Annotated in this window: 20 protein-coding genes and 2 pseudogenes; 17 read left to right on the forward strand and 5 right to left on the reverse strand. The window is 63.7% G+C overall.

Going from position 1 to position 23267, the window contains the following annotated elements; all coding sequences use genetic code 11:
- Nucleotides 1–30 precede the first annotated feature (30 nt).
- From EP165_RS05140 to EP165_RS05180, 9 genes are all read left to right on the forward strand, one after another.
- Nucleotides 31–894, forward strand: coding sequence for an FAD binding domain-containing protein (locus EP165_RS05140; RefSeq protein WP_127520417.1), 864 nt, complete (start codon nt 31–33; stop codon nt 892–894).
- Complete coding sequence (locus EP165_RS05145; RefSeq protein ID WP_127520418.1) at nt 891–3635, forward strand: molybdopterin-dependent oxidoreductase; 2745 nt, start codon at nt 891–893, stop codon at nt 3633–3635. Before EP165_RS05140 ends, EP165_RS05145 begins: the two co-directional genes overlap by 4 nt.
- Nucleotides 3632–5164, forward strand: a complete 1533-nt coding sequence (locus EP165_RS05150) for a 6-hydroxynicotinate reductase (protein WP_127520419.1) — start codon at nt 3632–3634, stop codon at nt 5162–5164. The genes EP165_RS05145 and EP165_RS05150 overlap by 4 nt, the downstream gene beginning before the upstream one ends.
- On the forward strand, nt 5161–6018 hold the full coding sequence (locus EP165_RS05155) for a UPF0280 family protein (RefSeq protein WP_127520420.1): 858 nt from the start codon (nt 5161–5163) through the stop codon (nt 6016–6018). Before EP165_RS05150 ends, EP165_RS05155 begins: the two co-directional genes overlap by 4 nt.
- Complete coding sequence (locus tag EP165_RS05160) at nt 6011–6595, forward strand: amino acid synthesis family protein (protein WP_127520421.1); 585 nt, start codon at nt 6011–6013, stop codon at nt 6593–6595. Before EP165_RS05155 ends, EP165_RS05160 begins: the two co-directional genes overlap by 8 nt.
- Complete coding sequence (locus EP165_RS05165; protein WP_245440018.1) at nt 6592–7038, forward strand: MarR family winged helix-turn-helix transcriptional regulator; 447 nt, start codon at nt 6592–6594, stop codon at nt 7036–7038. Before EP165_RS05160 ends, EP165_RS05165 begins: the two co-directional genes overlap by 4 nt.
- A gap of 162 nt (nt 7039–7200) precedes the next feature.
- A complete protein-coding gene (locus EP165_RS05170; RefSeq protein WP_127520423.1) occupies nt 7201–7635 on the forward strand; it encodes a curlin in 435 nt (144 codons plus the stop codon).
- A 94-nt stretch (nt 7636–7729) separates the two neighbouring features.
- Complete coding sequence (gene csgH / locus EP165_RS05175; protein WP_127520424.1) at nt 7730–8122, forward strand: curli-like amyloid fiber formation chaperone CsgH; 393 nt, start codon at nt 7730–7732, stop codon at nt 8120–8122.
- Nucleotides 8123–8307: 185 nt separating this feature from the next.
- Nucleotides 8308–8712 carry a curlin gene (locus EP165_RS05180; RefSeq protein ID WP_127520425.1) on the forward strand — a complete coding sequence of 135 codons (405 nt, stop codon included), beginning with the start codon at nt 8308–8310 and terminating at the stop codon, nt 8710–8712.
- Nucleotides 8713–8715: 3 nt separating this feature from the next.
- Here the strand turns inward: EP165_RS05180 and EP165_RS05185 are convergent, their stop codons facing one another.
- The 3 genes and pseudogenes from EP165_RS05185 to EP165_RS05195 form a co-directional block, all read right to left on the reverse strand.
- Entirely contained in the window at nt 8716–9246 is a 531-nt protein-coding gene (locus EP165_RS05185) for a hypothetical protein (protein WP_127520426.1), read from the reverse strand.
- Nucleotides 9247–9268: 22 nt separating this feature from the next.
- Nucleotides 9269–11008, reverse strand: coding sequence for a hydantoinase B/oxoprolinase family protein (locus EP165_RS05190; protein WP_127520809.1), 1740 nt, complete (start codon nt 11006–11008; stop codon nt 9269–9271).
- 120 nt (nt 11009–11128) lie between these two features.
- Nucleotides 11129–13186 (reverse strand): annotated as a pseudogene (locus EP165_RS05195) (hydantoinase/oxoprolinase family protein); the annotation flags it as partial.
- A 192-nt stretch (nt 13187–13378) separates the two neighbouring features.
- Here EP165_RS05195 and EP165_RS05200 point away from each other — a divergent pair.
- The 3 genes and pseudogenes from EP165_RS05200 to EP165_RS20740 all read left to right on the forward strand — a co-directional run.
- Entirely contained in the window at nt 13379–14206 is an 828-nt protein-coding gene (locus EP165_RS05200) for a ferredoxin--NADP reductase (RefSeq protein WP_127520427.1), read from the forward strand.
- On the forward strand, nt 14207–14560 hold the full coding sequence (locus tag EP165_RS05205; protein WP_245440026.1) for a nucleotidyltransferase family protein: 354 nt from the start codon (nt 14207–14209) through the stop codon (nt 14558–14560).
- Nucleotides 14560–14808: pseudogene (locus EP165_RS20740) on the forward strand (HepT-like ribonuclease domain-containing protein); the annotation flags it as partial. The gene EP165_RS05205 and the pseudogene EP165_RS20740, both read left to right, overlap by 1 nt.
- Nucleotides 14809–14907: 99 nt before the next feature.
- On the opposite strand, the gene EP165_RS05215 reads toward EP165_RS20740, so the two are convergent.
- Together EP165_RS05215 and EP165_RS05220 are read right to left on the reverse strand one after the other, a co-directional pair.
- Nucleotides 14908–15147, reverse strand: coding sequence for an Lrp/AsnC ligand binding domain-containing protein (locus tag EP165_RS05215; protein ID WP_127520428.1), 240 nt, complete (start codon nt 15145–15147; stop codon nt 14908–14910).
- A gap of 66 nt (nt 15148–15213) precedes the next feature.
- Nucleotides 15214–16269 (reverse strand): LacI family DNA-binding transcriptional regulator, encoded by a 1056-nt coding sequence (locus tag EP165_RS05220; RefSeq protein ID WP_127520429.1) that lies wholly within the window; start codon nt 16267–16269, stop codon nt 15214–15216.
- Between the two features lie 306 nt (nt 16270–16575).
- Between EP165_RS05220 and EP165_RS05225 the strand changes: the two genes are divergently transcribed.
- From EP165_RS05225 to EP165_RS05245, 5 genes are all read left to right on the forward strand, one after another.
- Nucleotides 16576–17850: an ABC transporter substrate-binding protein gene (locus EP165_RS05225; RefSeq protein ID WP_127520430.1), complete on the forward strand. Its 1275-nt coding sequence runs from the start codon at nt 16576–16578 to the stop codon at nt 17848–17850.
- Nucleotides 17851–17945: 95 nt separating this feature from the next.
- Nucleotides 17946–19187, forward strand: coding sequence for a carbohydrate ABC transporter permease (locus tag EP165_RS05230; protein ID WP_127520431.1), 1242 nt, complete (start codon nt 17946–17948; stop codon nt 19185–19187).
- Nucleotides 19188–19199: 12 nt separating this feature from the next.
- Nucleotides 19200–20357 carry a carbohydrate ABC transporter permease gene (locus tag EP165_RS05235; RefSeq protein WP_127520432.1) on the forward strand — a complete coding sequence of 386 codons (1158 nt, stop codon included), beginning with the start codon at nt 19200–19202 and terminating at the stop codon, nt 20355–20357.
- 18 nt (nt 20358–20375) lie between these two features.
- Entirely contained in the window at nt 20376–22049 is a 1674-nt protein-coding gene (bglA, locus tag EP165_RS05240; protein ID WP_127520433.1) for a beta-galactosidase BglA, read from the forward strand.
- Nucleotides 22050–22082: 33 nt separating this feature from the next.
- A complete protein-coding gene (locus EP165_RS05245) occupies nt 22083–23195 on the forward strand; it encodes an ABC transporter ATP-binding protein (RefSeq protein WP_127520434.1) in 1113 nt (370 codons plus the stop codon).
- Nucleotides 23196–23267 lie beyond the last annotated feature (72 nt).

The following is a 23267-nucleotide window of genomic DNA, read 5'->3' on the forward strand; positions in this document are numbered from 1 at the left end:
TCGGCCGTCCAGAAGCCGGAGTGGGAAACCTTGGTCCGCTACGCAAAGCCGCGAACGGTTGACGAAGCGCTGGGCCTTTTGGCCGACGGCGACTGGTGGATTCTGGCCGGCGGCACCGACTTCTATCCTGCGCTGGGCGCGCTGCCGCTGAAGCGCGATGTGCTCGACATCAACGGTCTCGACGAGCTCGACCGCATTTCCGCGACCGGGGACGGCGTGACGTTTGGCGCCCGCGCCAGCTGGACGCGTGTTGTGCGCGCCAGCCTGCCGCCGGCATTCAACGCGCTCAAGGCCGCCGCGCGTGAGGTCGGCTCCGTGCAGATCCAGAACCGCGCCACGGTTGCCGGCAATCTCTGCAACGCCTCTCCGGCTGCCGATGGCGTGCCGCCGCTGCTGGCGCTGGATGCCGAAGTGGAGCTTCGCTCGGCGAAGACAACGCGCCGGCTGCCGCTTGCCGATTTCGTGCTCGGAAACCGCGAAACGGCACGCCGGCCGGATGAGCTGGTGACGGCGATCCACGTCCCGAGACATGCTGTTTCCGGGCGGTCCGCTTTCGTAAAACTCGGTGCGCGCCGATATCTCGTCATCTCGATCGCAATGGCCGCGGCCAATGTCGAGATTGGCGCCGACGGCATGATTGCCTCAGCCCGGATCGCGGTCGGCGCTTGTTCGCCGGTGGCGCGGCGGATGCCAGCACTGGAGGCCGCGCTTGTCGGCCGACCCGCCGACGCGAGCCTGCTCGACCTGTTTGACGATGCGCATTTCGCCGGGCTCACGCCGATCGACGACGTGCGCGGGACTTCCGGTTACCGCCACGCAGCGGCGCGCGAGATCGTCGGACGCGCATTGCTTGCTGCTATCGGCGCAAACGATGAGGGGGAGCAGGCGGCATGATGCTCGAAAAAGCCCCGCTGACCTTCATGGTCAACGACAAGCCGGTGGCCGTTGAGGCTCCGCCGACAGCGCGCCTTTCGGCCGTGTTGCGTGACCAGCTCGGCCTCAAAGGCACCAAGGTCGGCTGCGACGCCGGCGATTGCGGCGCCTGCACGGTGGCGATCGACGGCGAACTTGCCTGCGCCTGCCTTGTGCCTGTGGCAAGTGCCGAAGGTTGCGCAGTGCGCACGGTCGAAGGGCTCGCCGGCGACACGCTGTCGGCCCTTCAGTCCTCCTTCATGCGCCATGGAGCGGCGCAATGCGGCATCTGCACACCCGGCTTTCTGGTGGCGGCGGCGCGGCTGCTGGAAGAAAATCCGCGCCCCGACGAAGCGTCGGTCAAGGACGCGCTGGGCGGCGTGCTTTGCCGCTGCACCGGCTATCGCAAGATTGTTGCGGCTGTGATGGATACACATTCCGCCTCCCCCGTTGCTGGGGAGGGTATCGCCGCAGGCGAGGCCGTCGGCAAACCCATCCCGCGCCTCGATGGCTTGCCCAAGGTGCTGGGCACGGATGCCTTTGGTGCCGATGCCTTCCCGTCCGACGCACTTGCGGCTCTGGTGATCCGCTCACCGCACTGGCATGCGGATTTCACCTTCAGTGATCTGGGCCCCTATGTCGCCGCCAACCCAGGCCTCGTCGCGGTTTTCACCGCGGCCGATATCCCCGGCATTAACAGCTTCGGCGTCATACCGCCCTTTGCCGACCAGCCGGCCCTGGCCGAGGGTTTCGCCCGCTTCCGCGGCGAAGCGATGGCTGTTGTCGTCGGCGAGAAGGATGCCATCGCCGGTCTCGACCCGGCGGAGTTTCCGGTTAGCTGGCAGGTGCGGGATCATGCGTTGACGGTTGCTGAAGCCAAATCCGCGCCGCCGCTTCATGCCTCGCGCCCCGGCAATGTGATGGCCGAAGGCAAGGTGCGGCGCGGCGATGCGGATGCGGCACTGGCAGCCTCGCACGTCACGGCGACCGGCCGCATCGAAACATCCTATGTGGAACATGCCTATATCGAACCGGAGGCCGGCGCGGCCTGGATGGATGGCGACACGCTCGTCATCCAGGCGTGCACGCAGGCGCCGGTGATGGACCGCGACGACACCGCGCGCGTGCTCGGCCTGCCGCCCGAAAAAGTGCGCATATTGCCGACCGCCACAGGCGGCGGTTTCGGCTCCAAGCTCGACCTTTCGCTGCAACCGCTGATTGGCCTGGCGGCACTGAAAACCGCCAGGCCGGTTGCGCTTGCCTACACGCGCTCCGAATCCATGATGTCGACCACCAAGCGGCATCCTGCCGAGATGGAAGCGACAATTGGCGCGGACAAGGACGGCCGCATCACAGGCATGGTGTTCGACGGGGATTTCAACACCGGCGCATATGCCAGCTGGGGCCCGACGGTCGCGACCCGCGTGCCGGTGCACGCCTCGGGACCTTATTTCACGCCGAACTATCGCTCAGTGGGCCGGGGCATCCACACCAACGGCCCGGTTTCGGGCGCGTTTCGCGGTTTCGGTGTTCCGCAAGCCGCGATCATGCAGGAAACGCTTTACGACGAACTGGCAGGCAAGCTGGGCATCGACCGGCTGGCCTTCCGGCTGAAGAACGCGTTGCGCAACGGCGAAGCAACAGTCTGCGGTCATGTCATGGAGAGTGGCATCGGCATCGTCGAATGCCTCGAGGCGCTTCAACCGCACTGGCAGCGCGCCTGCGCGGAGGCCGAGGCGCACAATGCCCAGCCGGGGCACATAAGGCGCGGGGTCGGGGTTGCGTCCTGCTGGTATGGCTGCGGCAATACCGGCATTCCAAACCCCTCCACCATGAAGCTCGGCATCACTTCAGACGGCCGGCTCGTGCTGCATCAGGGTGCGGTCGATATCGGCCAGGGCTCGAACACGGTGATCCCGCAAATCTGCGCGGAGGCGCTCGGCATGCCCCTGTCGGCCTTCACGCTGGTCGGCGCGGACACCGCGATCACGCCTGACGCCGGCAAGACCTCCGGCTCGCGCCAGACCTATATTTCGGGCAAGGCGGCAGAAAAGTCCGGCCGCGCGCTGCGCGAGACGATCCTGCGTTTCGCCAATGTCTCGGGCGATGCCGAGATCGCGCTCGAAGGCGGTGTGCTGGTGATCCGAGACGGCGCTGCCAGCCGCACGATCGAACTTGGTTCGTTGCCTGCCGACGCCGACGGTTTCGTCTTCCGTGCCGACGAAAGTTACGACCCGCCGACCGTGCCGCTCGACGAGAACGGCCAGGGCAAACCCTATGCGGTTTATGGCTGGGGCGCGCAGATCGTGGAGCTGGCGGTGGATACCAAGCTTGGCACCGTCGAACTCATCAAGATTACGGCAGCCCATGATGTCGGGCGCGCCATCAACCCTGCGCTGGCGGTCGGGCAGGTCGAGGGTGGTATCGCGCAGGGCATCGGCATGGCGCTGATGGAGGAATATGTGCCGGGCCGCACCGAAAACCTGCATGACTATCTGATCCCGACAATCGGCGATGTGCCTGAGATCGAGACGATACTCGTCGAGGTGCCGGACCCCGAGGGGCCGTTCGGCGCCAAGGGGCTGGGCGAGCACGTGTTGATCCCGACCGCGCCGGCAATCCTCAACGCCATTCGCGACGCTACCGGCGCGCTGGTGACCAAGGTGCCGGCGACGCCGTCGCGGGTGCTGGCGGCGATCTGGGCACAGGGAGGCGCGGCATGAGCGAGCTCTCCGAACGCTTCGAGACGCATGACCCGGGCGCCAAGGCGCAGGGCGAGAAGCTGCGCTGCGATGCCTGCCCGGTGATGTGTTACATCGCCGAAGGCCGCACCGGCGCCTGCGACCGCTACGGCAATTTCGGCGGCAGGATCGTACGCTCCGACCCGCTGGTGATCCTCGAACATGTCGAGGAAAGCGGCGGCGAGGTCGTGCCGTTTATGGAGGGTGCTGAGGAAAGCTGGGACGGCAACCCGGTCAGCACCGCACCTCGCACAGTGACCGCGATCGGCGCCGGCACCACCTATCCCGACTACAAGCCGGCTCCGTTCATCGTCAGTCAGGAGGTCGAGGGCGTCGATCTGGTGACTGTCGTCACCGAGGGCATCTTCTCCTATTGCGGCGCCAAGGTGAAAATCGACACCGACCGCCATCTGGGACCTGAGACGGCTACGGTGCGTGCCAAGGGCGAGCCGGTAGGCCATGTCACCACCGCCGAATACGGGTCGCAAATGCTGTCGCTCGGCGGCGTGCGGCATCTGACCGGCGGATCCAAGGCCGAGGGCCGCATCACATGCGAGACGCTGCTGGCTCTGTGCAACAAGGAAGCGGTGGAACTCACCATCGACGGCGGCTCCACGGTTATCGTGCAGGCGGGTGCCGCACCGGTCATCGATGGCGCTGTCGAAAGCCGCATGCGCGTCGGCTGCGGCTCGGCCACCATCGGCATGTTCGCCACGCAGTGGCGCGGGCTGGTCGACGAAGTTGTGGTGGTCGACGACCACATCACGGGCGTGGTGTCGGAACATCAGGCCGGCAAGGTGCTTGGCTGGGAAGACACCGGCATCAGGATCAACGGCCGCCGCTCCACGCCCGGCCGCTATTTCAAGGTCGCCGAGCCCGGCCTCGGATGGGGCGGCACCACGCTGACCGACCCGCTGGAAATCCTCGGCGAATGGAACCCGAAAAAGGGTGCGCGGCCGGGCCTCTCCATGCTCATGGTTTCGACCACGGGCGAGCAGTTCGCCTATTACGAGCTGGATGACGAGCTGAGGCCGGTGGCGCGTCCGTTCCCCGAAAAGCTGCAGAAATCGGTCGATCTGATCGAGGACAATTGCGAGCCCGCACTTTGCACCGTGCTTTTCATGGGCGGTGCCGGCGGCTCGCTGCGCGCCGGGGTGACGGAGAACCCGGTCAACCTCACGCGTTCCGTGCATGGGCTGCAGACCTATGTCACTTGCGGCGGCGCGCCGGTCTATGTCTGGCCGGGCGGCGGCATCACGCTGATGGTGGACGTCTCGCGCCTGCCCGACAACGCATTCGGTTATGTCCCGACGCCCGCGTTGGTCGCGCCAATCGAGTTCACGCTGCGCCGCGATGATTACATTGCGCTTGGCGGTTACGAAGGCGCGATCCGCTCCGTGCCCGACGTGCTGGAAAAGGGCGGCGAGTATTACAACGACAGGCGGCTGGCTGCTGCCGGCAAAGGTCAGGCCGCGCCGCGCATCCCATCACAGCGGACCAACGGCAAATGAACGGGCCGCAGATCGCCATGCTGCCGGACGGCCGGCGGCTGCACATGAACCACGGGCCGATCGACCTGATCGTTCAGGCGTTCGGGCAGCCGGACGAGTGCGAACGTGCCTACCGTCAGGCTGCCGACCGGTTTGCGACCGTCCTGGAAGAGCTGGTTGCGGAACTGCCAGTTTTGCGCAGCGAGCTTGGCGCGGATTTCAAGTTCCGTGGGCCGGTGGCGCAACGCATGGCGCAGGCGGTGGCGCCGCATTCGCATGGCTTCGTGACACCGATGGCTGCGGTGGCCGGCGGTGTTGCCGACGAGGTTCTTGCCGCACTTGTCGCCGACCGCACACTTGAACGCGCCTATGTGAACAATGGCGGCGACAGCGCGATCTTTCTGACGCCCGGTGCGGAAATGCGGCTCGGTATTGCGAGCGCCTCCAGCGGGTTCGGCGACCGGATTGTCATCGATGCCGCCTCGCCGGTTCGCGGCGTCGCCACCTCCGGCTGGCGCGGGCGGTCATTCTCGTTCGGGATCGCCGATGCGGTGACGGTGCTGGCGCGTTCCGCAGCCGATGCCGACGTCGCGGCAACGCTGATTGCCAATGCCGTCGACCTGCCGGGCCATCCGGCGATCCGCCGCCGCCCGGCCTGCGAATTGCAGCCCGACACCGATCTTGGCGAGCGCGCGGTTACTGTCGCAGTGAGCGGATTGACGGAGGCCGAAACGCGCGAGGCGCTGGCGAATGGCCGGGCCGTCGCAGAGGATTTCCGGCGGCGCGGCTTGATTCATGCCGCCGCGCTGGCGCTCAATGGTGAAAAACTGATCTGCTCGGAAGAGCAACGGCAACTGGTGGGGGAACATGCCTGAATTTCCGATCCGCAAGATCGCGGTCCTGTCCGAGGAGATTTCGCACGATGGCGGGCCTGCGGCCGCCGAGCCGCGCCGCCGCGCGGCTGCCATGGCGCTTGTCGGCAACCCTTTCGTCGGCCGCCATGAACCCGACCTGCAGCCGGCGATGGACGACCTGAAGCCGCTCGGTGCGCTGCTGACCGAACGGCTGATTGCGGCTCTGGGCGGTGACGCGACGGCGATCGATGGTTACGGCAAGGGCGCAATTGTCGGCGCTGCCGGCGAAATCGAGCACGGCGCGCTGTGGCACGTGCCGGGCGGTTACGCGATGCGCGAAAAGCTCGGCGCCTCGAAAGCAATCGTTCCGTCGGCGATGAAGGTCGGCGCGTTCGGCTCGTCCCTCGACGTGCCGCTCGGCCACACCAATGCCGCCTATGTGCGATCGCATTTCGATGCGATCACCGTCACCGCGCCGGACGGCCCGCGCCCTGATGAAATACTCTTCTGTCTCGCCATGGCCTGCGGCCCGCGCATCCACTCGCGCATGGGCGGCCTTGAGGCCTGGCAGGTGAAGGGCGAGGACGGGCTGCGGTGAGCGGCCCGGCGACAAAAGGGAAACCGGCGGAAGGCGAGCCCTATCGCCTCGACGAGCAGATCGGCTTTCTACTGCGCAAGGCAAACCAGCGCCACCTGGCGATCTTTGCCCGCCACATACCCGATCTGACGCCGCCGCAATTCGCCGTGCTGGCACGGCTGTGGGAGATCGGCGAGACATCGCAGAACCAGCTCGGCCAGCTCGTCGCGATGGACGCCGCGACCGTGAAGGGTGTCATCGACCGGCTGCGCGCCCGCAAGCTTGTGCAACTGTCGGAACATGAGTTCGACCGCCGCCGGGTGGTGGTTGGCCTGTCCGCAGAAGGTGCCTCACTGGTCGAGGCGCTGCTGGAGGATGCAGGGCGCATCACCGCGGAGACCGCGAAGCCGCTGACACAGCGCGAAACAGCTACCCTGCTGAGGCTGCTCGCACGTATCGGATAGCTACGAGCAGAAAAATTTGGACACTTAAAGCATTGATCCGGCAGCACTTTTGTCGGGTGAATGAATTCTGAACGACCGGTTCAGCGACCGTTCCGCGCATCGATTCTACCTCTTTCCCCGTCAACGCGGACAACCCGCAGGAACCTTCAGAGGAGAGAGAATATGACCCGCAAGCTCATCATCGCATCCGCAATCGTCACCGCCATCATGGGCGTTTCCGCCCCGGCAATGGCCAACAGCGTTTTCATCGAACAGTACGGCTTCGGCAACGGCGCCGGCGGTGAACAGGCTGGCTTCGGCAACACCATCGGCGTCTATCAGGACGGCGTCTGGAACACGACGATCAGCAAGCAGTATGGCAACGGCAACACCGCCGCGACCGGCCAGCACGGCTTCAACAACTCTTCCGACACCTGGCAGGCCGGTAACGGCAACGCAGCTGGCGTCGGCCAGTTCGGTGCAAACCACACTTCGGTGCTGACGCAGGACGGCAACGGCAACATCGCAGCAGGCGTACAGGTCGGCAACGGCTGCGATGCCAGCGTCTCCCAGAACGGCAGCGGCAACGTCGCGGCGTTCGTCCAGGCCTGCCCGTAAGACTGAACGCAACAGACCATCCATGTGGTTTGACCGGTCGAGGGGGCGAAAACCTTCTCGGCCGGTCGCTACGCCCAGCAAGGAGACCGATGTCATGTTTGCCAAATCCAAATTCATCAGCCGTGTGGCGCCCGCCATGATCGGCGTCGCGATCGCCGGTGCCGCTTATGCCGCGACGAGCGGCGAGGAAAAAGCAACCGGCTGCGAAATCAGGACCACCCAGCAGGGCTCCATGATTTCACTCGACGGCGTGTTCGTCGCCGATGCTGCCGTGAGCGGCAGCTACAAGCTCCTCATCACCAGTGTCGGCGGCGGTGGAAACACCAATATCCGCCAAGGCGGCGGCTTCTCCGCCCAGGCCGGCGAGGAAGTCACGCTCGGCCGTGTCATGGTCGGCGGCTACGGCGCTTCTTATGACGCAAGCCTCGAAGTCGAGGCAGGCGGCGAAACGCTGAAATGCAGCGAGCGTATCGGCGGTTCGATCTGACCGGTGGTCTTCAGGCAACATTGGAGGGGCCTCGGATTTCCGGGGCCCTTTCTCTTTGGCGCGGTGCTCTCTTTCAATGAACACTTTCTGAATGGGGGGTTCCGGCAGGGTTCAGCGGACGGCTGCAAAAGTGCGCTCATCGGCACGACAGACAAAGCCGCAGCAAAACTCAGAGGAGAGAGACAATGACCCGCAAGACCCTTACCGCAGCACTCGCCGCCGCAATGATCGGCACCGCTTCGCTCACCGCCGCACCGGCCCTGGCCGGGCAGATTTCGATCAACCTGACCCCGGCAGATGCCGACCAAGAAAAGGCCATGCGCATGGGCCTCGGCATGTACGCCCTGTTCAATGGCATCAAGAACGGCGGCATCAAGCAGAACGGTTCCGGCAACGCTGCCGGCCTGGCACAGAACGGTTCGGGCAATCTCGGTGTCGTGCATCAGGAAGGCAACGGCCACACCGGCACGCTCGAGCAGAACGGCATCGGCAATGCCTGCGGCCTGTTCCAGTTCGGCCAGAACACCAACGGCCATGTTCAGCAGAACGGCAATGGCGGCACCTGCGCTACGCTACAGTTCGGCTGGTAAGCCCTATGCCCGGGAGCGGCGCCGCCACAGCGCGACGCCCTTCCAGATCAGAAGAATGATCAGCAGACTATAGGCGACGGTCGAGACCGTCGCCTTTGTCGTTGACCACATGTTGGCGGTCTCGGCCATTTCGCGTGTCAGCCCGTCGGCGCCGGCTGCAAGCATCGCGGCAACGGCGCTGTTTTCCGCATAATCGAATACCGCGGTAAGGATCATGCTGGCGGCGATCACATGGCGCCAGATACCGAGCCCGCGCGGCAGCAGCGAGGCAAAAGCGAAATAAAGCACCGCAGCCATCATGCCCGGAAACAGCAGGTCGAGCTTGTGCTGCACCGTGCGGTAGAACGCGTTGCCCTCGGCGCTGAGAGCGGCGAGGAAGGCACGCGCCTCCTCGAACGAATAGCCGGTGGGGCGCATGTCGAACGGTGCAAGCCCGCCCGCTTCGACCGAGATGTAGGGAAGGCTCCAGGCGACCATCGTGCCGTAAATCGCGAGCGTGACGACTGTGAGCAGCCAGAACAGTCCGCGTTTCATCGCTCTACCCGTTGCCACCCTGTCAGGCGCGCCGTCTCGCGGTCGCCGCCCGATCCACGGAACCCGCCTCATCGAGCACCACGCCGAAAAGCCGCGCCGCCTCCTCTTGCGAATAGTAGCCGAGCGCTACGTCGCGCGCCACGAGGTTCGCATCGCGCGTCAGCGGATCGCCGTAACCGCCGCCGCCCGGCGTGCCGACCTCGACGCGGTCGCCGGCCTGCATGGTGATGTCCTGTTCTTTCGACAGATGCTCAGGAATATGCGCCTCGCCGCCGCGCCAGACCTTGACCGTGTTCGGCCCGCCGTCGAGACCGCCAAGCGCGCCCTGCGGCCCGAAGCGGCCGTGGTCCATAACGAAAGACGCGCGCGCATTGCCGCGCAGAAGCTCTACCTCATAGGAAAGCCCGAACCCGCCTCGCTGCTTGCCGGCTCCGCCTGAGCCCTCGCGCAGTGCGTAGCGCCGGTAAAGCACCGGGTAGTTCTGCTCCATGATCTCGACCGGCGGCGATTTCGAAATGCCGATGGTCGAGCAGCCGTTGGATAGCCCGTCATGGTCGGAATTGCCGCCATAACCACCGCCCGAGATCTGGTAGAGCACGAAGTCGCGCCCGCGTTCGGGGTCGTGCCCACCGAGACCGAAATTGCCGCTGGAGCCGGCGGGTGCTGCGGTCACCTTGTCCGGCACCGCTTTCACCATGGCCGAAAATACCGCTTCTGCGATGCGCTGCGAAACCTCCGCGGCGCAGCCGGAAACGGGGCGCGGATATTTGGCGTGCAGGAAGGTGCCCTCGGGGTCTTTGACTATCAGCGGCTCGAATGCGCCCGCCGACAGCGGCACGTCAGGGAAGATGTGGCGCATCGCCAGATAGACGGAAGAGAGCGTCGTCGCGAGCACCGAGTTCATGGGCCCGGTGCAGGGTGGGCTCGAACCCGCGAAATCGAAGGTCAGCGCCTCGCCCTTCTTTTCGACCGCGAGTGCGATCTTCAGCGGCTCGTTTACCACCCCGTCGGAATCGACGAAGGCCTCGCCCTCATAGGTGCCGTCCTCGATCTCGGCGATCGAGGCGCGCATGCGGGCGGCGGCACGCTGCCGAAGTTCGGCGACAGCGTCCGTCACCGTTGTGTCGCCATAACGGTCGAGCAGCGCCGCAAGCCGTTCGGCGCCGACGTGAAGCGCGGCCGCCTGGGCCTTGATGTCGCCGATGCGCTGGTCGGCCACCCGGATATTGGATGTGATGATGGCGTAGATTTCGGGGTCGAGTTCGCCGCGTTTGAAGAGCTTAACGGGCGGCAGCCGCAGACCCTCCTGTTCGACGGCGGTTGCGGAGGCGGAAAACCCGCCCGGCACCGAGCCGCCGATATCCGGCCAATGGCCGGTGTTGGAAAGCCAGCACCAGATCTTGCCGTCGCGCCAAACCGGCATGGCGAAGCGTACATCCATGAGATGCGTGCCGCCGAGATAGGGATCGTTGACGATGTAGATATCGCCGGGCTCGGGTTTCAGGCAGCGGCCGTCGGCGATCATCTCGATCAGGGTTCTGGTCGAATATTGCATGACGCCGACAAAGACCGGCAGCCCGCCCAGCCCCTGCGCGATCAGCGACCCGTCCTCGGCCGAATAGATGCCGTCCGAGCGGTCATTGGCTTCCGCGATCACCGGCGAGAAGGCGGCGCGGCTGAAGGCGAGGTCCATCTCGTCGCAAACCTGCTGCAGCCCGGCTTCGATGACAGAAAGCGTGATGGCGTCGAGGTCACCCTCCACCTTGTGGGGAGGGTCGGCGCGTAGCGTCGGGGTGGGGGTCTTCTGGGTCTGGGCAGATTGGTCTCCACCCCCACCCTGCTTCACTTCGTGTCGCGACCCTCCCCACAAGGGGGAGGGTGAAACCTCCACAATCAGATTGCCGTCGGCATCGCTTGTCGCGCGGTCGCCGGGTTCAAGAACCGTGGTGGCGTCGCGCTGTTCGAGGATCGCCGGACCCTCGACGACCGCATCCAGCGGCAGCTTCTCGCGCGCATAGACCGGTGTGTCGTACCAGGTGCCGCCGAACCAGACCTGACGGCGCTCGTTGAGCGCGTCGTCCAGCGTCGCCGCCCGCCCCGCTGCGTCGATCAGCAGCGTGAGATCGATTGCCTCGCGCTCGCCGATCACCGACGTATTGAGATTGACGAGGTTGGCGCGGATCTCCGGCAGCGAGACCCGAAAACGGGCGAAATAGGCCTCCTCGAAAAGCGCCTGTAGCTCGTCGATCGTGACGTCGGCCGAGGGCAGCGGAACGTTGATGATATGCGTCTGGCCGATGAACTGCATGTCGGCGGAGTGCACGGCGCGGACGGTTTTCGGCTTCACGGCCTCGCTCTCGATGAGCGAGATTCCTTCGGTCTTCTGCTCCTCGAGAACGGCCTTGATCGCCGCCGGATCGAGTGCGCGCAGCGGCCGGTTGAGCGTGCGTACGAAATCGTGCCGCAGATCTGCGACGACGCAGCCAAGCGCGTTGGTGATGCCCGGCCGCGCCGGCACCAGCACTTTCGGAATGCCGAGTTCGCGGGCAAGCGCCGTCGCGTGCAACGGTCCGGCGCCGCCGAAGGCAAAGAGCGCGAAGTCGCGTGGGTCGAGGCCGCGCGCCAACGACACCATGCGCACCGCGCCGGCCATTTTGAGATTGGCGATTTTCAACACCGCGCCGGCGGCTTCCGTGCCGTCCATGCCGATATGTCTGCCGATGCTTTCGGCAAAGACGGCCTCTACGGCATCTTTCGAAACCGGATTGTCGACGCTGAGCAGCTTGCGTGGCGAAAGCCGCCCGAGCACCAGATTGGCGTCGGTTATGGTCGGCTCGCTGCCGCCCCGGCCATAGCAGATCGGACCGGGCATCGCCCCGGCGCTCTCAGGCCCGACGCGGATCAGCCCACCTTCGTCTATGCGCGCGATCGAGCCGCCGCCAGCGCCCACGGTGTGGACATCGACCAGCGGCACGTGGATCGGCATCGCATATTCGATTTCCGTCTCGTTGGAGACAGCGGGTTTCGCGCCACGTATCAGCGCGACGTCGGTGGAGGTGCCGCCCATGTCGTAGGTGATCAGGTCGAGCTGACCTGCCCGCTTGCCGGTGTGCGCGGCGGCCATCACCCCCGACGCCGGCCCCGACATCACGGTCTTTGCGGCTTCGCGGCTGACCAGCGCAGAGGAAATCATGCCGCCATTGCCGTTCATCATCAGGAAGTCGCGGGCATAGCCCCGGCCGCCAAGCTCGGCGCGCAGCCGCTCGACATAGCGCTTCAGGATCGGCTGCACGGCGGCATTCACCGAGGCCGTCACGCCGCGCTCGAACTCGCGTGCTTCCGACAATAGCGAGTGCCCGGTGGTGATGTGTCCGTTCGGCCAGATTTCAGCGGCGATTTCGGCGGCCCGCAATTCGTGTGCCGGGTTGGCGTAGGCGTGCAGGAAGTGGATGACCAGGGTCTCGCAGCCGGCGTCGAGCAGAGTGCGCACAGCGGCACGCATAGCGCCTTCATCGAGCGGGGTGAGAACGCGGCCCTGCGCGTCCAGGCGCTCGTCGACCTCGAGCCGCAGATTGCGCGGGATAAGCGGTGTGAATGTGCCCGTCATGCCGTAGGGCTGGGGACGGGTACGCCGGCCAAGCTCGATCACGTCGCGGAAGCCCGCCGTGGTGATCATGCCGGTTTTCGCCAGCCGCCGCTCCAGCACCGCATTGGTGGTGGTCGTGGTGCCATGCACGATGAGGTCGATCTCGGCTGCGGGAATGCCGGCGTCCTCAAGCGCGGCGATGACGCCACTTGCCTGATTTTCGACCGTGGTCGGCGTCTTGGCGATCCTGACGCTGCCGGCCCGGCTGTCGACGAGGATCAGGTCGGTGAATGTGCCGCCCACATCGATGCCGGCAACCACATAATTCTCGATGGGCGCAGTATTCTCGTCCATGTCCGAAATCCGGAATATCCGTCCCGATCGATTGCCGAAATTGGAACGCTGCTCTAGGCGCTCACCTTGACGCAATATTCATTTGTATACTAATAAATTTCACTGACAAGCCGCGCCGCAGCGCAACCGCCAGCCGCGCGGCAAGATCGTGTTATGATCTTGCCGAAACTTCACAATTTCAGGGCAGATGACATGAATACGGTTGCACCCGGCAATCTGGAAAACGCCAAGCCGCTCGAGTTCCCCATTCCCTCCGGTGTGTTCGCCGAGAAAGTGGTGTCGGTCGAGCACTATACGGACCGTCTGTTCTCTTTCCGCATCACGCGGCCGCAGAGCTTCCGCTTCCGCTCGGGCGAGTTCGTGATGATCGGCCTGCCGAATGCAGAAAAGCCGATCTACCGCGCCTATTCGATCGCCAGCCCGGCCTGGGATGACGAGATCGAATTCTATTCCATCAAGGTACCGGACGGTCCGCTGACCCAGCATCTGCAGAAGATCCAGCCGGGCGACACCATCCTGATGCGGCAGAAGCCGACGGGCACGCTGATCGTCGATGCGCTGACGCCTGCGAAGCGCGTCTACATGTTCGCCACCGGCACCGGCATCGCGCCTTTCGCCAGCCTGATCCGCGACCCCGAGACCTACGAAAAGTTCGACGAGATCATTCTCACCAACACCTGCCGCGATGTCGCCGACCTGCAATATGGCGACAATCTCGTGCGCGATATCGTCAGCGACCCGCTGATCGGCGAGCTGACCGAAGGCCGGCTGCGCTACGTCGCGGCGACCACCCGCGAGGACTACCCGCTGATGGGTCGCATCACGACGCGCGTCGAGGATGGTTCGTTATTTGCCGGGCTCGGCGTCGAGCCGCTCAACCGCGAAACCGACCGCGCCATGATCTGCGGCTCGATGGATATGCTGCGTGATGTGAAGGCGCTGGTGGAAAAGGCCGGCCTTGAAGAGGGTTCCGTCTCCACGCCCGGTGATTTCGTGGTCGAACGCGCCTTCGTGGGGTGAATGGCCGGGGCAGTGCTGAGGATTGGCGTCGCTTCGCATCTGGGCTATTCTTCGCCCATGCAAAAAGGCCAACTGATCGAACGTCTACAAGCCTTGCACCCGCAGTTCGCGGACGAGGGCGTTGCGCATCTGTATTTGTACGGCTCCCGTGCCCGCCGCGACAACAGGGCGGACAGCGACGTAGATCTGCTGGTCGAGTTTGCGCCAACGCTGCAGCCGTCGATTCTTAACCTCATCGGCGTCGAACACATCGTCAGCGACAATACGGGCCTGGTTGCTCATGCAAGGCCGCGCGACGGATTGCGGGAAGAGTTTTACTCCCGCATTGCTTCCGACATCGTCGAAGTTTTTTGATGGACTTTCGTTCGTCCGATCGGCTTGACCATATCCTGGAGTCGGTCGAGCAAATCGAGACGATGCTCCGCGGCAAGACCTTAGAAGATATCAGGTCGGATCGCGTTCTGCGCGCTGCCTATGAGAGATTTGTCGAGATTATCAGCGAAGCCTCGCGTCATGTGCCCGCTTCGATGAAGGCGACTGCTCCTGAAATCCCTTGGCGAAGGGTTGCCGATATCGGAAATCATCTCCGCCACGGCTATGACGATCTGAATATTGTATCTGTGGAACCTCTTCGCCGGAGGCTCGCTGAGGCAGTTGCGCGTCACCGTAGAGCGTCTTGCGCAGGATGCGCGCAACGGCTCCTAAAACGCCTTGAAGGTCAGCGTCGTCAGCGAGCGCACGATGCCCGGCACATTGGCGATGTTGTCGTTGATGAACTTGCCGATGTCCTGGCTCTCTTCATCGACATAGATTTTCATCAAGAGGTCGTAGTCGCCGCTGGTCGAATAGAGCTCGGACACGATTTCGCGCTCAAACAACGTGTCGGCAACCTCGTAGGTCTTGCCGGGCTGGCACTGCAACTGAACGAATACGGCTCTCATCGGTCCTCCGGAAACGGTCCGGCACATTTGCCCCGGGCCGAGTGACTGTCAACCGCCCGCGATGTCTCAGGCAGAGCTGACAAGAGGCCGCTTCGATGCCTTGCTCGGCGCCCGCCCGACCGAACCCCGGACGATGAGATCGACCGGCCACACTTCGCCCACCGGTCCGGTTTCGGTCTGTGCAATGCGTGCGGCAAGCCGCTCCGCTATGCGTTCGCCTGCGGCGCGGATGGGCGAACAGGTGGTCGTCAAAGGCGTTGAGAACCCTTCCGGTTTCAGGAACGGAAACACGTCGTCATGCGAGATCAGCGAGAGATCGTCAGGGATCGACAGGCCGAGATCGCCAACAGCCCGCATGATGCCCAAAGCCTGCATGAGGCTGGCGCAGATCAGCGCTGTCGGCCGGTCGCCGCCCTCGAGAAGCCGGCGCGCGGCGCGATAGCCGTTCTCCTCCGTCATCGTCATGCGGCTGACAAAAGGGGCGGGCAGCGTCAGTCCCTGTGCCGCCAAGGCCTTGCGCATGCCGCGCTCCCGATGCACGGCAAAGGTCTGCCCCTCATTGCCATTGAGCAGCGCAATACGCTCATGGCCGAGCTGAAGCAGAAGCCGAGCGGCGTCATGAAACGCGCCTTCATTGTCGATGTCGAGGAACGGAAACTCGAAATCGTGGCCCTCGGAACGGCCGTGGACGATGTAGGGCATGCCGGATTCCTGCAGCAGCCTGATGCGCCAGTCGGCCATCGTTGGCGAGGAGACATAGACTGCATCGACCCTGTGCGCGGCAAGCAGCCGCCGGTAGGTTGCCTCCTCGTCGTCGAGATTAGTCGGGGACAGCGCCAGGTCGAGCTCGTGCGTCCTGGCGTAGTCGCCTATGCCCGACAGGAATTCGATGAAATGCGTATCAATGTGAACGGCATCGCCGGTCGGCATGACATAGCCGATCATGCCTGCCTTGCCGGTCGCCAGGCGGCGCGCACTCGGACTTGGCCGGTAGCCATAACGTTTCGCCGCGTCGGCGACGCGGCGGCGGGTTTCCTCCGCGACTTCAGGATAACCGTTGAGCGCCCGGCTGACGGTCGTTTGCGAAAGCGACAGCTTTTCCGACAGCTGTTTCAGGTTCAAGGCGAACTCCCCAGGCTCAAAGCGCTTTCAACCCATACAAGGCGACCCTTGCAGACAATAGAAACGCCGTCGGCTTATTAGCCGCTGCGGGCGCATGAATGAAGCCCGAATTGTGCTGCACCGCCTAACAGCGATGCTGCAACGCGTCATAATAAACGAATTTAAACCGATTAAAAGCATGGCCACTTGACTCCGCCGCAGTACGGTGGCGAGTATGCATCAGCCAAAGCGCTTTGGATCGCTTTGCGCTGGGAGTGAGATTTGAGAGCCGGACCGGCTCTGCGGATTTGATCCAGGGAGGAATCCATGAAAAAACTTTTGCTTGCAGGTGCTGCGGCGGCTGCCCTCGCCGGCTATTCCGGCGCGGCGAACGCCGAGCAGCTTACCGTATTCGGCCCGTGGCTTGGCCCGGACCAGGAAAACGTCGAGGCCGTGCTCAAGGTTTTCGCCGACAAGTCCGGCCATGACGTACGTTATGTCGGCTCCGACAGCTTCGAGCAGCAGATCGTCGTCGATCTCGAGGCAGGCTCGGCGCCGAATGTCGCGGTCTTTCCGCAACCGGGGCTCGCCTCGGACATGGCAGCGCGCGGCTTCCTGACGCCGCTGCGCGATGGTGTGGCCGACTGGCTGCGCGAAAACTACGCCGCCGGCGACTCATGGGTGGCACTGGGCACCTACAAGGATGGCTCCGGCGCAGATCAGTTTTACGGCTTTCCCTTCAAGAACGACGTGAAGTCCCTGGTCTGGTACGTGCCGGAGAATTTCGAGGATGCCGGCTACGAAGTGCCGACGACCATGGAAGAGCTCAAGGCACTTACCGAGCAGATCGTCGCCGACGGCGAAACGCCCTGGTGCATCGGCCTCGGCTCGGGCGCTGCCACCGGCTGGCCAGCGACCGACTGGGTCGAAGACCTGATGCTGCGCACGCAGTCGCCGGAAGACTACGACGCCTGGGTCTCCAACGATCTCAAGTTCGACGACCCGAAAGTGGTCGCTGCCATTGAGGAGTTCGGATGGTTTGCCCGCAATGACGCCAATGTGGCCGGCGGAGCAGGAGCAGTGGCCTCCACCGACTTCCGCGATTCGCCCAAGGGTCTCTTCTCGTCGCCGCCGCAGTGCTACATGCACCATCAGGCATCGTTCATCCCGGCCTTCTTCCCGGAAGGAACGGCCGTTGGCGAAGATGCCGACTTCTTCTACTTCCCGGCATATGAGAGCAAGGACCTCGGCACACCGGTGCTGGGTGCAGGCACGACCTGGGTCATCACCAGCGAGAACCAGGCCGCGCACGATCTGATCGCTTATCTACAGACGCCGGAAGCACATGAAACCTGGATGGGGCTGAAGGGCTTCCTGACGCCGTTCAAAAGCGTCAATCCGGACGCTTTCAGCGACCCGACGCTGCGCAAGATGAACGAGGTTCTGCTTAACGCCACCACGTTCCGTTTCGACGGTTCCGACCTGATGCCCGGCGGCGTGGGCGCGGGCTCCTTCTGGACCGGAATGGTCGACTACGCCGGTGGCAAGCCGGCAGCCGATGTTGCCGCCGAGATCCAGAAGTCGTGGGACGCGCTCAAATAGGCGCTCCAAAATTCATCTGACAAATCGGTCCGGGGCGTTTGCGCCCCGGGCAGACCCGACCAGATTGTTTGCGGGCTCGCACGGGGGAGGAGACCATGCATCCGGCAGTGCAGGGACTGATCACCATCATCGTCGGTGTCGGCGGTTGTGTCGGCTATTTCTACCTGTCCAACCAGTTTCTGGATAAGGTTCTGTTTCCCCCGCGGGGGCCGAATGCAGGGCGCAACATCAACCGCGCCAACCAGATACGGCCCTGGCTGTTCCTTTTCCCCGCCGTTTTCGCGCTGGGTCTTTACCTCGCCTACCCGGTTTTCGAGACCCTGCGGCTTTCCTTCACCGACCGCTCCGCAGGCGGGGCTTTCGTCGGTTTCGACAATTATTCCCAGATGGTCTCCGAACCCAAATTCTGGGAGGCGATGAAGAACAACATGCTGTGGCTGATCGTTGTGCCGGCGGCGTCCACCGCTTTCGGCCTCCTGGTCGCCCAGCTGACAGACCGTATCGCCTGGGGAAACATCGCCAAATCGCTGATCTTCATGCCGATGGCGATCTCGTTTGTCGGTGCCTCGGTCATCTTCAAACTGGTCTACGACACCCGCCCGGCCGAACAGGACCAGATTGGCGTCCTCAACGCGCTGTGGCTTTCCTTCGACGGCGGTGTTTGGGCTGTGCTGTTTTTGCGCTTGATGCCGGCGGCCATTCTCGCCGCCTTCGCAGCATTCATGTTCTACGGCATATATGTCTCCCTGCGCCCACTCCTTTGGGGTGAGGCTGAACGCGGCGGCGGTTCGTGGTGGACGGTGCCACTGCGCATCGTCGTCGCGCTAGGGTCGGCATGGCTGCTGTGGCTGTCCGTGCGGTCGATATTCCATCTGTTCACCGCAACGATGCCTTACGGTGAACCGCAGACCTGGCTGACCATTCCATTCTGGAACAATTTCTTCCTGATGGTGGTGCTGATCTGGATTCAGACCGGCTTCGCGATGGTCATTCTGTCGGCAGCCCTGCGCGGCATTCCCGAAGAAACGATCGAGGCCGCCATCATCGACGGCGCCGGCCCGTTCGACATCTTCTTCAAGATCAAGATCCCGCAGATCATGGGCACCATCGTCGTGGTCTGGACCACGATCACGCTCGTTGTTCTCAAGGTTTTCGACATCGTCTTCGCCATGACCAACGGTCAGTGGGAGACGCAGGTCCTGGCCAACTACATGTACGACAAGCTGTTCCGCGCCAATGACTGGGGCGTCGGCTCCGCCAGTGCGATCGTGATCATGCTTCTGGTGACGCCGATCCTGATCTGGAACGTCTACAACGCCCGCAAGGAAATGCGCTGAGGAGGCCTGATCATGTCATCGATAGCTGGCAAGAAATCCGGCCTCACATGGGCCGTTCACCTCTCGGTCGTGGCGCTGGTGCTGCTGTGGCTGTTCCCGACGGTCGGCCTCTTCGTGTCGTCGTTCCGCACCGCCGACCAAATATCGACCAGTGGCTGGTGGAAGTCGCTGTTCACGCAGGAACAGAACCTCGTGCTGCGTACTGCGGCGCCCGACACGCAGCGCCAGGAAGGCGCGCTCTATGTCATCGACGGCAACATCTTTGCAGACAATGATGCGAGCACGGACGCGACAATCTCCGTGTGGGGCACGTCGTCGCGCGCGATCTCGGACTACCAGCCCGGCGACACCGCCGACATGGGCGACGACGGCCGTCTGACGCTGCAGGCAAATGGCGATTACCGGCTCGAAAACGAGGCCGAGTTTTCAGGCAGCCGTGGCGAGCGCGTTTTCGTGACGGCGCAAACGCCGCCGCAATTCACGCTGGCCAATTACGAGCAGGTTCTGTTCAGCGGCTCGACCACCGATTCCATGGCCAAGGCGTTCTTCAACACGCTGACGGTGACCATACCCGCAACTATCATCCCGATCGTGGTGGCGGCCTTCGCGGCCTATGCACTCGCCTGGATGCGCTTTCCCGGCCGTGCCTTGCTGATCGCCATCGTCGTCGGCCTGCTGGTCGTGCCGCTGCAACTCGCGCTCATTCCGCTGCTGCGGCTCCATCTCGGCATTGGCATCGGCAAGGGCTATCTCGGCGTGTGGCTTGCCCATACCGGTTTCGGCCTGCCACTCGCGGTCTATCTGCTGCGCAACTACATGGTCGGCCTGCCGCGCGACATTATCGAAAATGCCAAAGTCGACGGTGCGACGGACTTCCAGATCTTCACCAAGATCATCCTGCCTCTGTCATTCCCGGCGCTCGCATCCTTTGCGATCTTCCAGTTCCTGTGGACCTGGAACGATCTGCTGGTCGCAAAGGTGTTTCTGATCGACGCCACCGGCGAGACGACGGTGATGACCAACCAGATCGTCGAGCTGCTCGGCACGCGCGGCGGCAACTGGGAAATCCTGGCCACCGCCGCGTTCGTGTCGATAGCGGTGCCGCTCATCGTGTTCTTTGCGATGCAGCGCTACCTGGTGCGCGGCCTGCTGGCCGGCTCGGTCAAGTAATCGGGAGATCGGCCTGGAATGTCGGCAGTAGCAAACATCGAACGTCAGCCCGAGAAGGCAGCCCAGCCCGACAAGGACTGGTGGCGCGGCGCGGTGATCTATCAGATCTATCCGCGGTCGTTCCAGGATTCCAACGGCGACGGCATCGGCGACCTGCGCGGTATCCTGACCCGGTTGACCCATATCGCCGAGCTCGGGGCCAACGCGATCTGGATTTCGCCGTTCTTCAAGTCGCCGATGCTGGACTACGGCTACGACGTCTCGGACTATCGCGACGTCGATCCGATGTTCGGTACGCTCGAGGACTTCGATGCCGTGGTCACCGAGGCGCATCGTCTCGGTCTCAAGGTGATGATCGACCTCGTGCTGTCGCACACCTCGATCGAGCATCCCTGGTTTGCCGAAAGCAGGCGTTCGCACCAGAACCCGAAATCCGACTGGTATGTCTGGGCCGACCCCAAGCCGGACGGCACGGCACCCAACAACTGGCTGTCGATTTTTGGCGGCTCCGCCTGGCAATGGGACACGCGCCGCGAGCAGTACTACCTGCACAACTTCCTGGCCGAGCAGCCCGATCTGAACTTCCACAACCCGGAAGTTCAGGATGCGCTGCTCGATGTCACCCGTTTCTGGCTAGAGCGCGGTGTGGACGGCTTCCGCCTCGATACGATCAACTTCTATTTTCACTCGCAGGGTCTGGAGGACAATCCGCCGCTCGACCCCGCATTGCGCGACAATTCGATCGCACCGTCAGTGAACCCCTACAACTATCAAGACCATATCTACGACAAGAACCGGCCGGAGAATCTGGCATTTCTCGGCCGCTTCCGGGCACTGCTGGACGAATACCCCGCAGCGGCCGCCGTCGGCGAGGTCGGTGACGCGCAGCGCGGACTGCAGATCGTGGCCGACTACACATCGGGCGATGACGGCATCCACATGTGCTACGCGTTCGACTTTCTGTCGCCGCAGAAAATCTCCGCCAAGCGGGTTCGTGCCGTGCTGGAGCAGTTCGGCGAGACTGCCGCCGATGGCTGGTCCTGCTGGGCATTCTCCAATCATGACGTGATGCGCCATGCCTCGCGCTGGGCCGAGGGTGAGGCGGATTGCAACGCCTATCTCAAGATCGTTTTTGCCACGATGGCTGCGCTGCGCGGCTCGGTGTGTCTTTATCAGGGCGAGGAGGTTGGGCTCACCGAGGCAGAGCTGGCCTTCGAGGATCTGCGCGATCCCTACGGCATTCGGTTCTGGCCCGAATTCAAGGGCCGCGACGGCTGCCGCACCCCGATGGTGTGGGACTCGGGCGAACCCAATGCCGGGTTCTCGGCTGGCAAGCCATGGCTGCCCGTGCCTGCCGACCACATCACCCATGCTGTGAACACGCAAGAGGGTGTCGAAGGTTCGGTGCTCGAACATTATCGCCGCATATTGGCGTTCCGGGCCAATCATCCGTCGCTGCTCAAGGGGTCGATCGAATTTCTCGCCACGACCGGCGATGCGGTCGCTTTCATTCGCCGCACCGAGACCGAGAAGCTGCTCTGCGCCTTCAATCTCGGCAGCATGCCGGCCGAGGTCGCGCTCCCTGGCGCGATTTCGCCTGTTGCCATTCCCGGTCACGGCCTTGCCGGCCAGCACGTGAACGGAAAACTGCTTCTGGACGCTTATGGCGGCTGGTTCGGCCGCCTCGCCTGACGGCAGCGGCGCGATATTTGTTGGGAGGACACTATGGCCAATCTCAAACTGACAGGCGTCAGGAAAGCCTATGGCAATCTTGAAATCCTGCATGGCATCGACCTCGACATAAAGTCGGGCGAATTCATCGTCTTCGTCGGGCCTTCGGGCTGCGGCAAGTCAACACTTCTGCGCAGCATCGCGGGGCTCGAGCAGATCACCGGCGGCACGCTGGAGATCGACGGCACGGTGGTCAACGACATTCCGCCCTCACAGCGCGGCATCGCCATGGTGTTCCAGTCATACGCGCTCTACCCGCACATGACGGTCTACGACAACATGGCCTTCGGCATGCGGCTGGCGAAGAAAACCAAGCAGGAGATCGACGAGCGGGTGAAGTATGCCGCCGGCATCCTTCAGCTCACGCCCTATCTAGACCGTTTGCCCAAGGCTCTCTCGGGCGGCCAGCGCCAGCGCGTCGCCATCGGCCGCGCCATCTGCCGCAACCCCAAGGTTTTCCTCTTCGACGAGCCGCTGTCGAACCTCGATGCCGCGCTTCGCGTCGCCACCCGCATCGAGATCGCCAAGCTCAGCGAATCGATGCCCGACACCACCATGATCTACGTCACGCATGACCAGGTGGAGGCGATGACGCTGGCAGACCGTATCGTCGTGCTTAAGGACGGCTATGTGGAGCAGGTCGGCTCGCCGATGGAGCTTTATCTCAATCCAGGCAATCTCTTCGTTGCCCAGTTCATCGGCTCTCCCGCGATGAACATTCTGCCGGCGAAAATCACCAGGGCAGGCAAGGCGACAGAGGTCGAATATGCCGGCGGCCGCAAGGCGACCGTGCCGATCGAGACCCCGGCGGGTGCGGCAGGCCAGGAAATCAGCTTCGGTGTGCGGCCAGAGGATCTGACGGTCGCCGATGGCGCAAACGCACTCTTCGAGGGCAAGGTCGATTATGTCGAGCAGCTCGGCGAGGTGCAGCTCGTCTATCTCGACATCGGCCGCGAAGGCGAGCCGCTGGTTTCCAAGCTGGCCGGCAACTCGAATGTGGAGCGCGGATCCACCATGCGGTTCAACGCAGACGGCGACACGCTGCATATCTTCGATGGCGACGGACGCTCCTTCGCACGCGAGCGCATGGCAGCGGCAGCCGAATAGAAGAGCTCTGCAATCCATTTCGCGCATGGCGGTTGTGCACGAAGTGATAGCCGGCCATGTGGAACTGCGGCC

Origin of the sequence: Mesorhizobium sp. Z1-4 (assembly GCF_004000235.1) — a bacterium.
Classification (GTDB): Bacteria; Pseudomonadota; Alphaproteobacteria; order Rhizobiales; family Rhizobiaceae; genus RCIO01.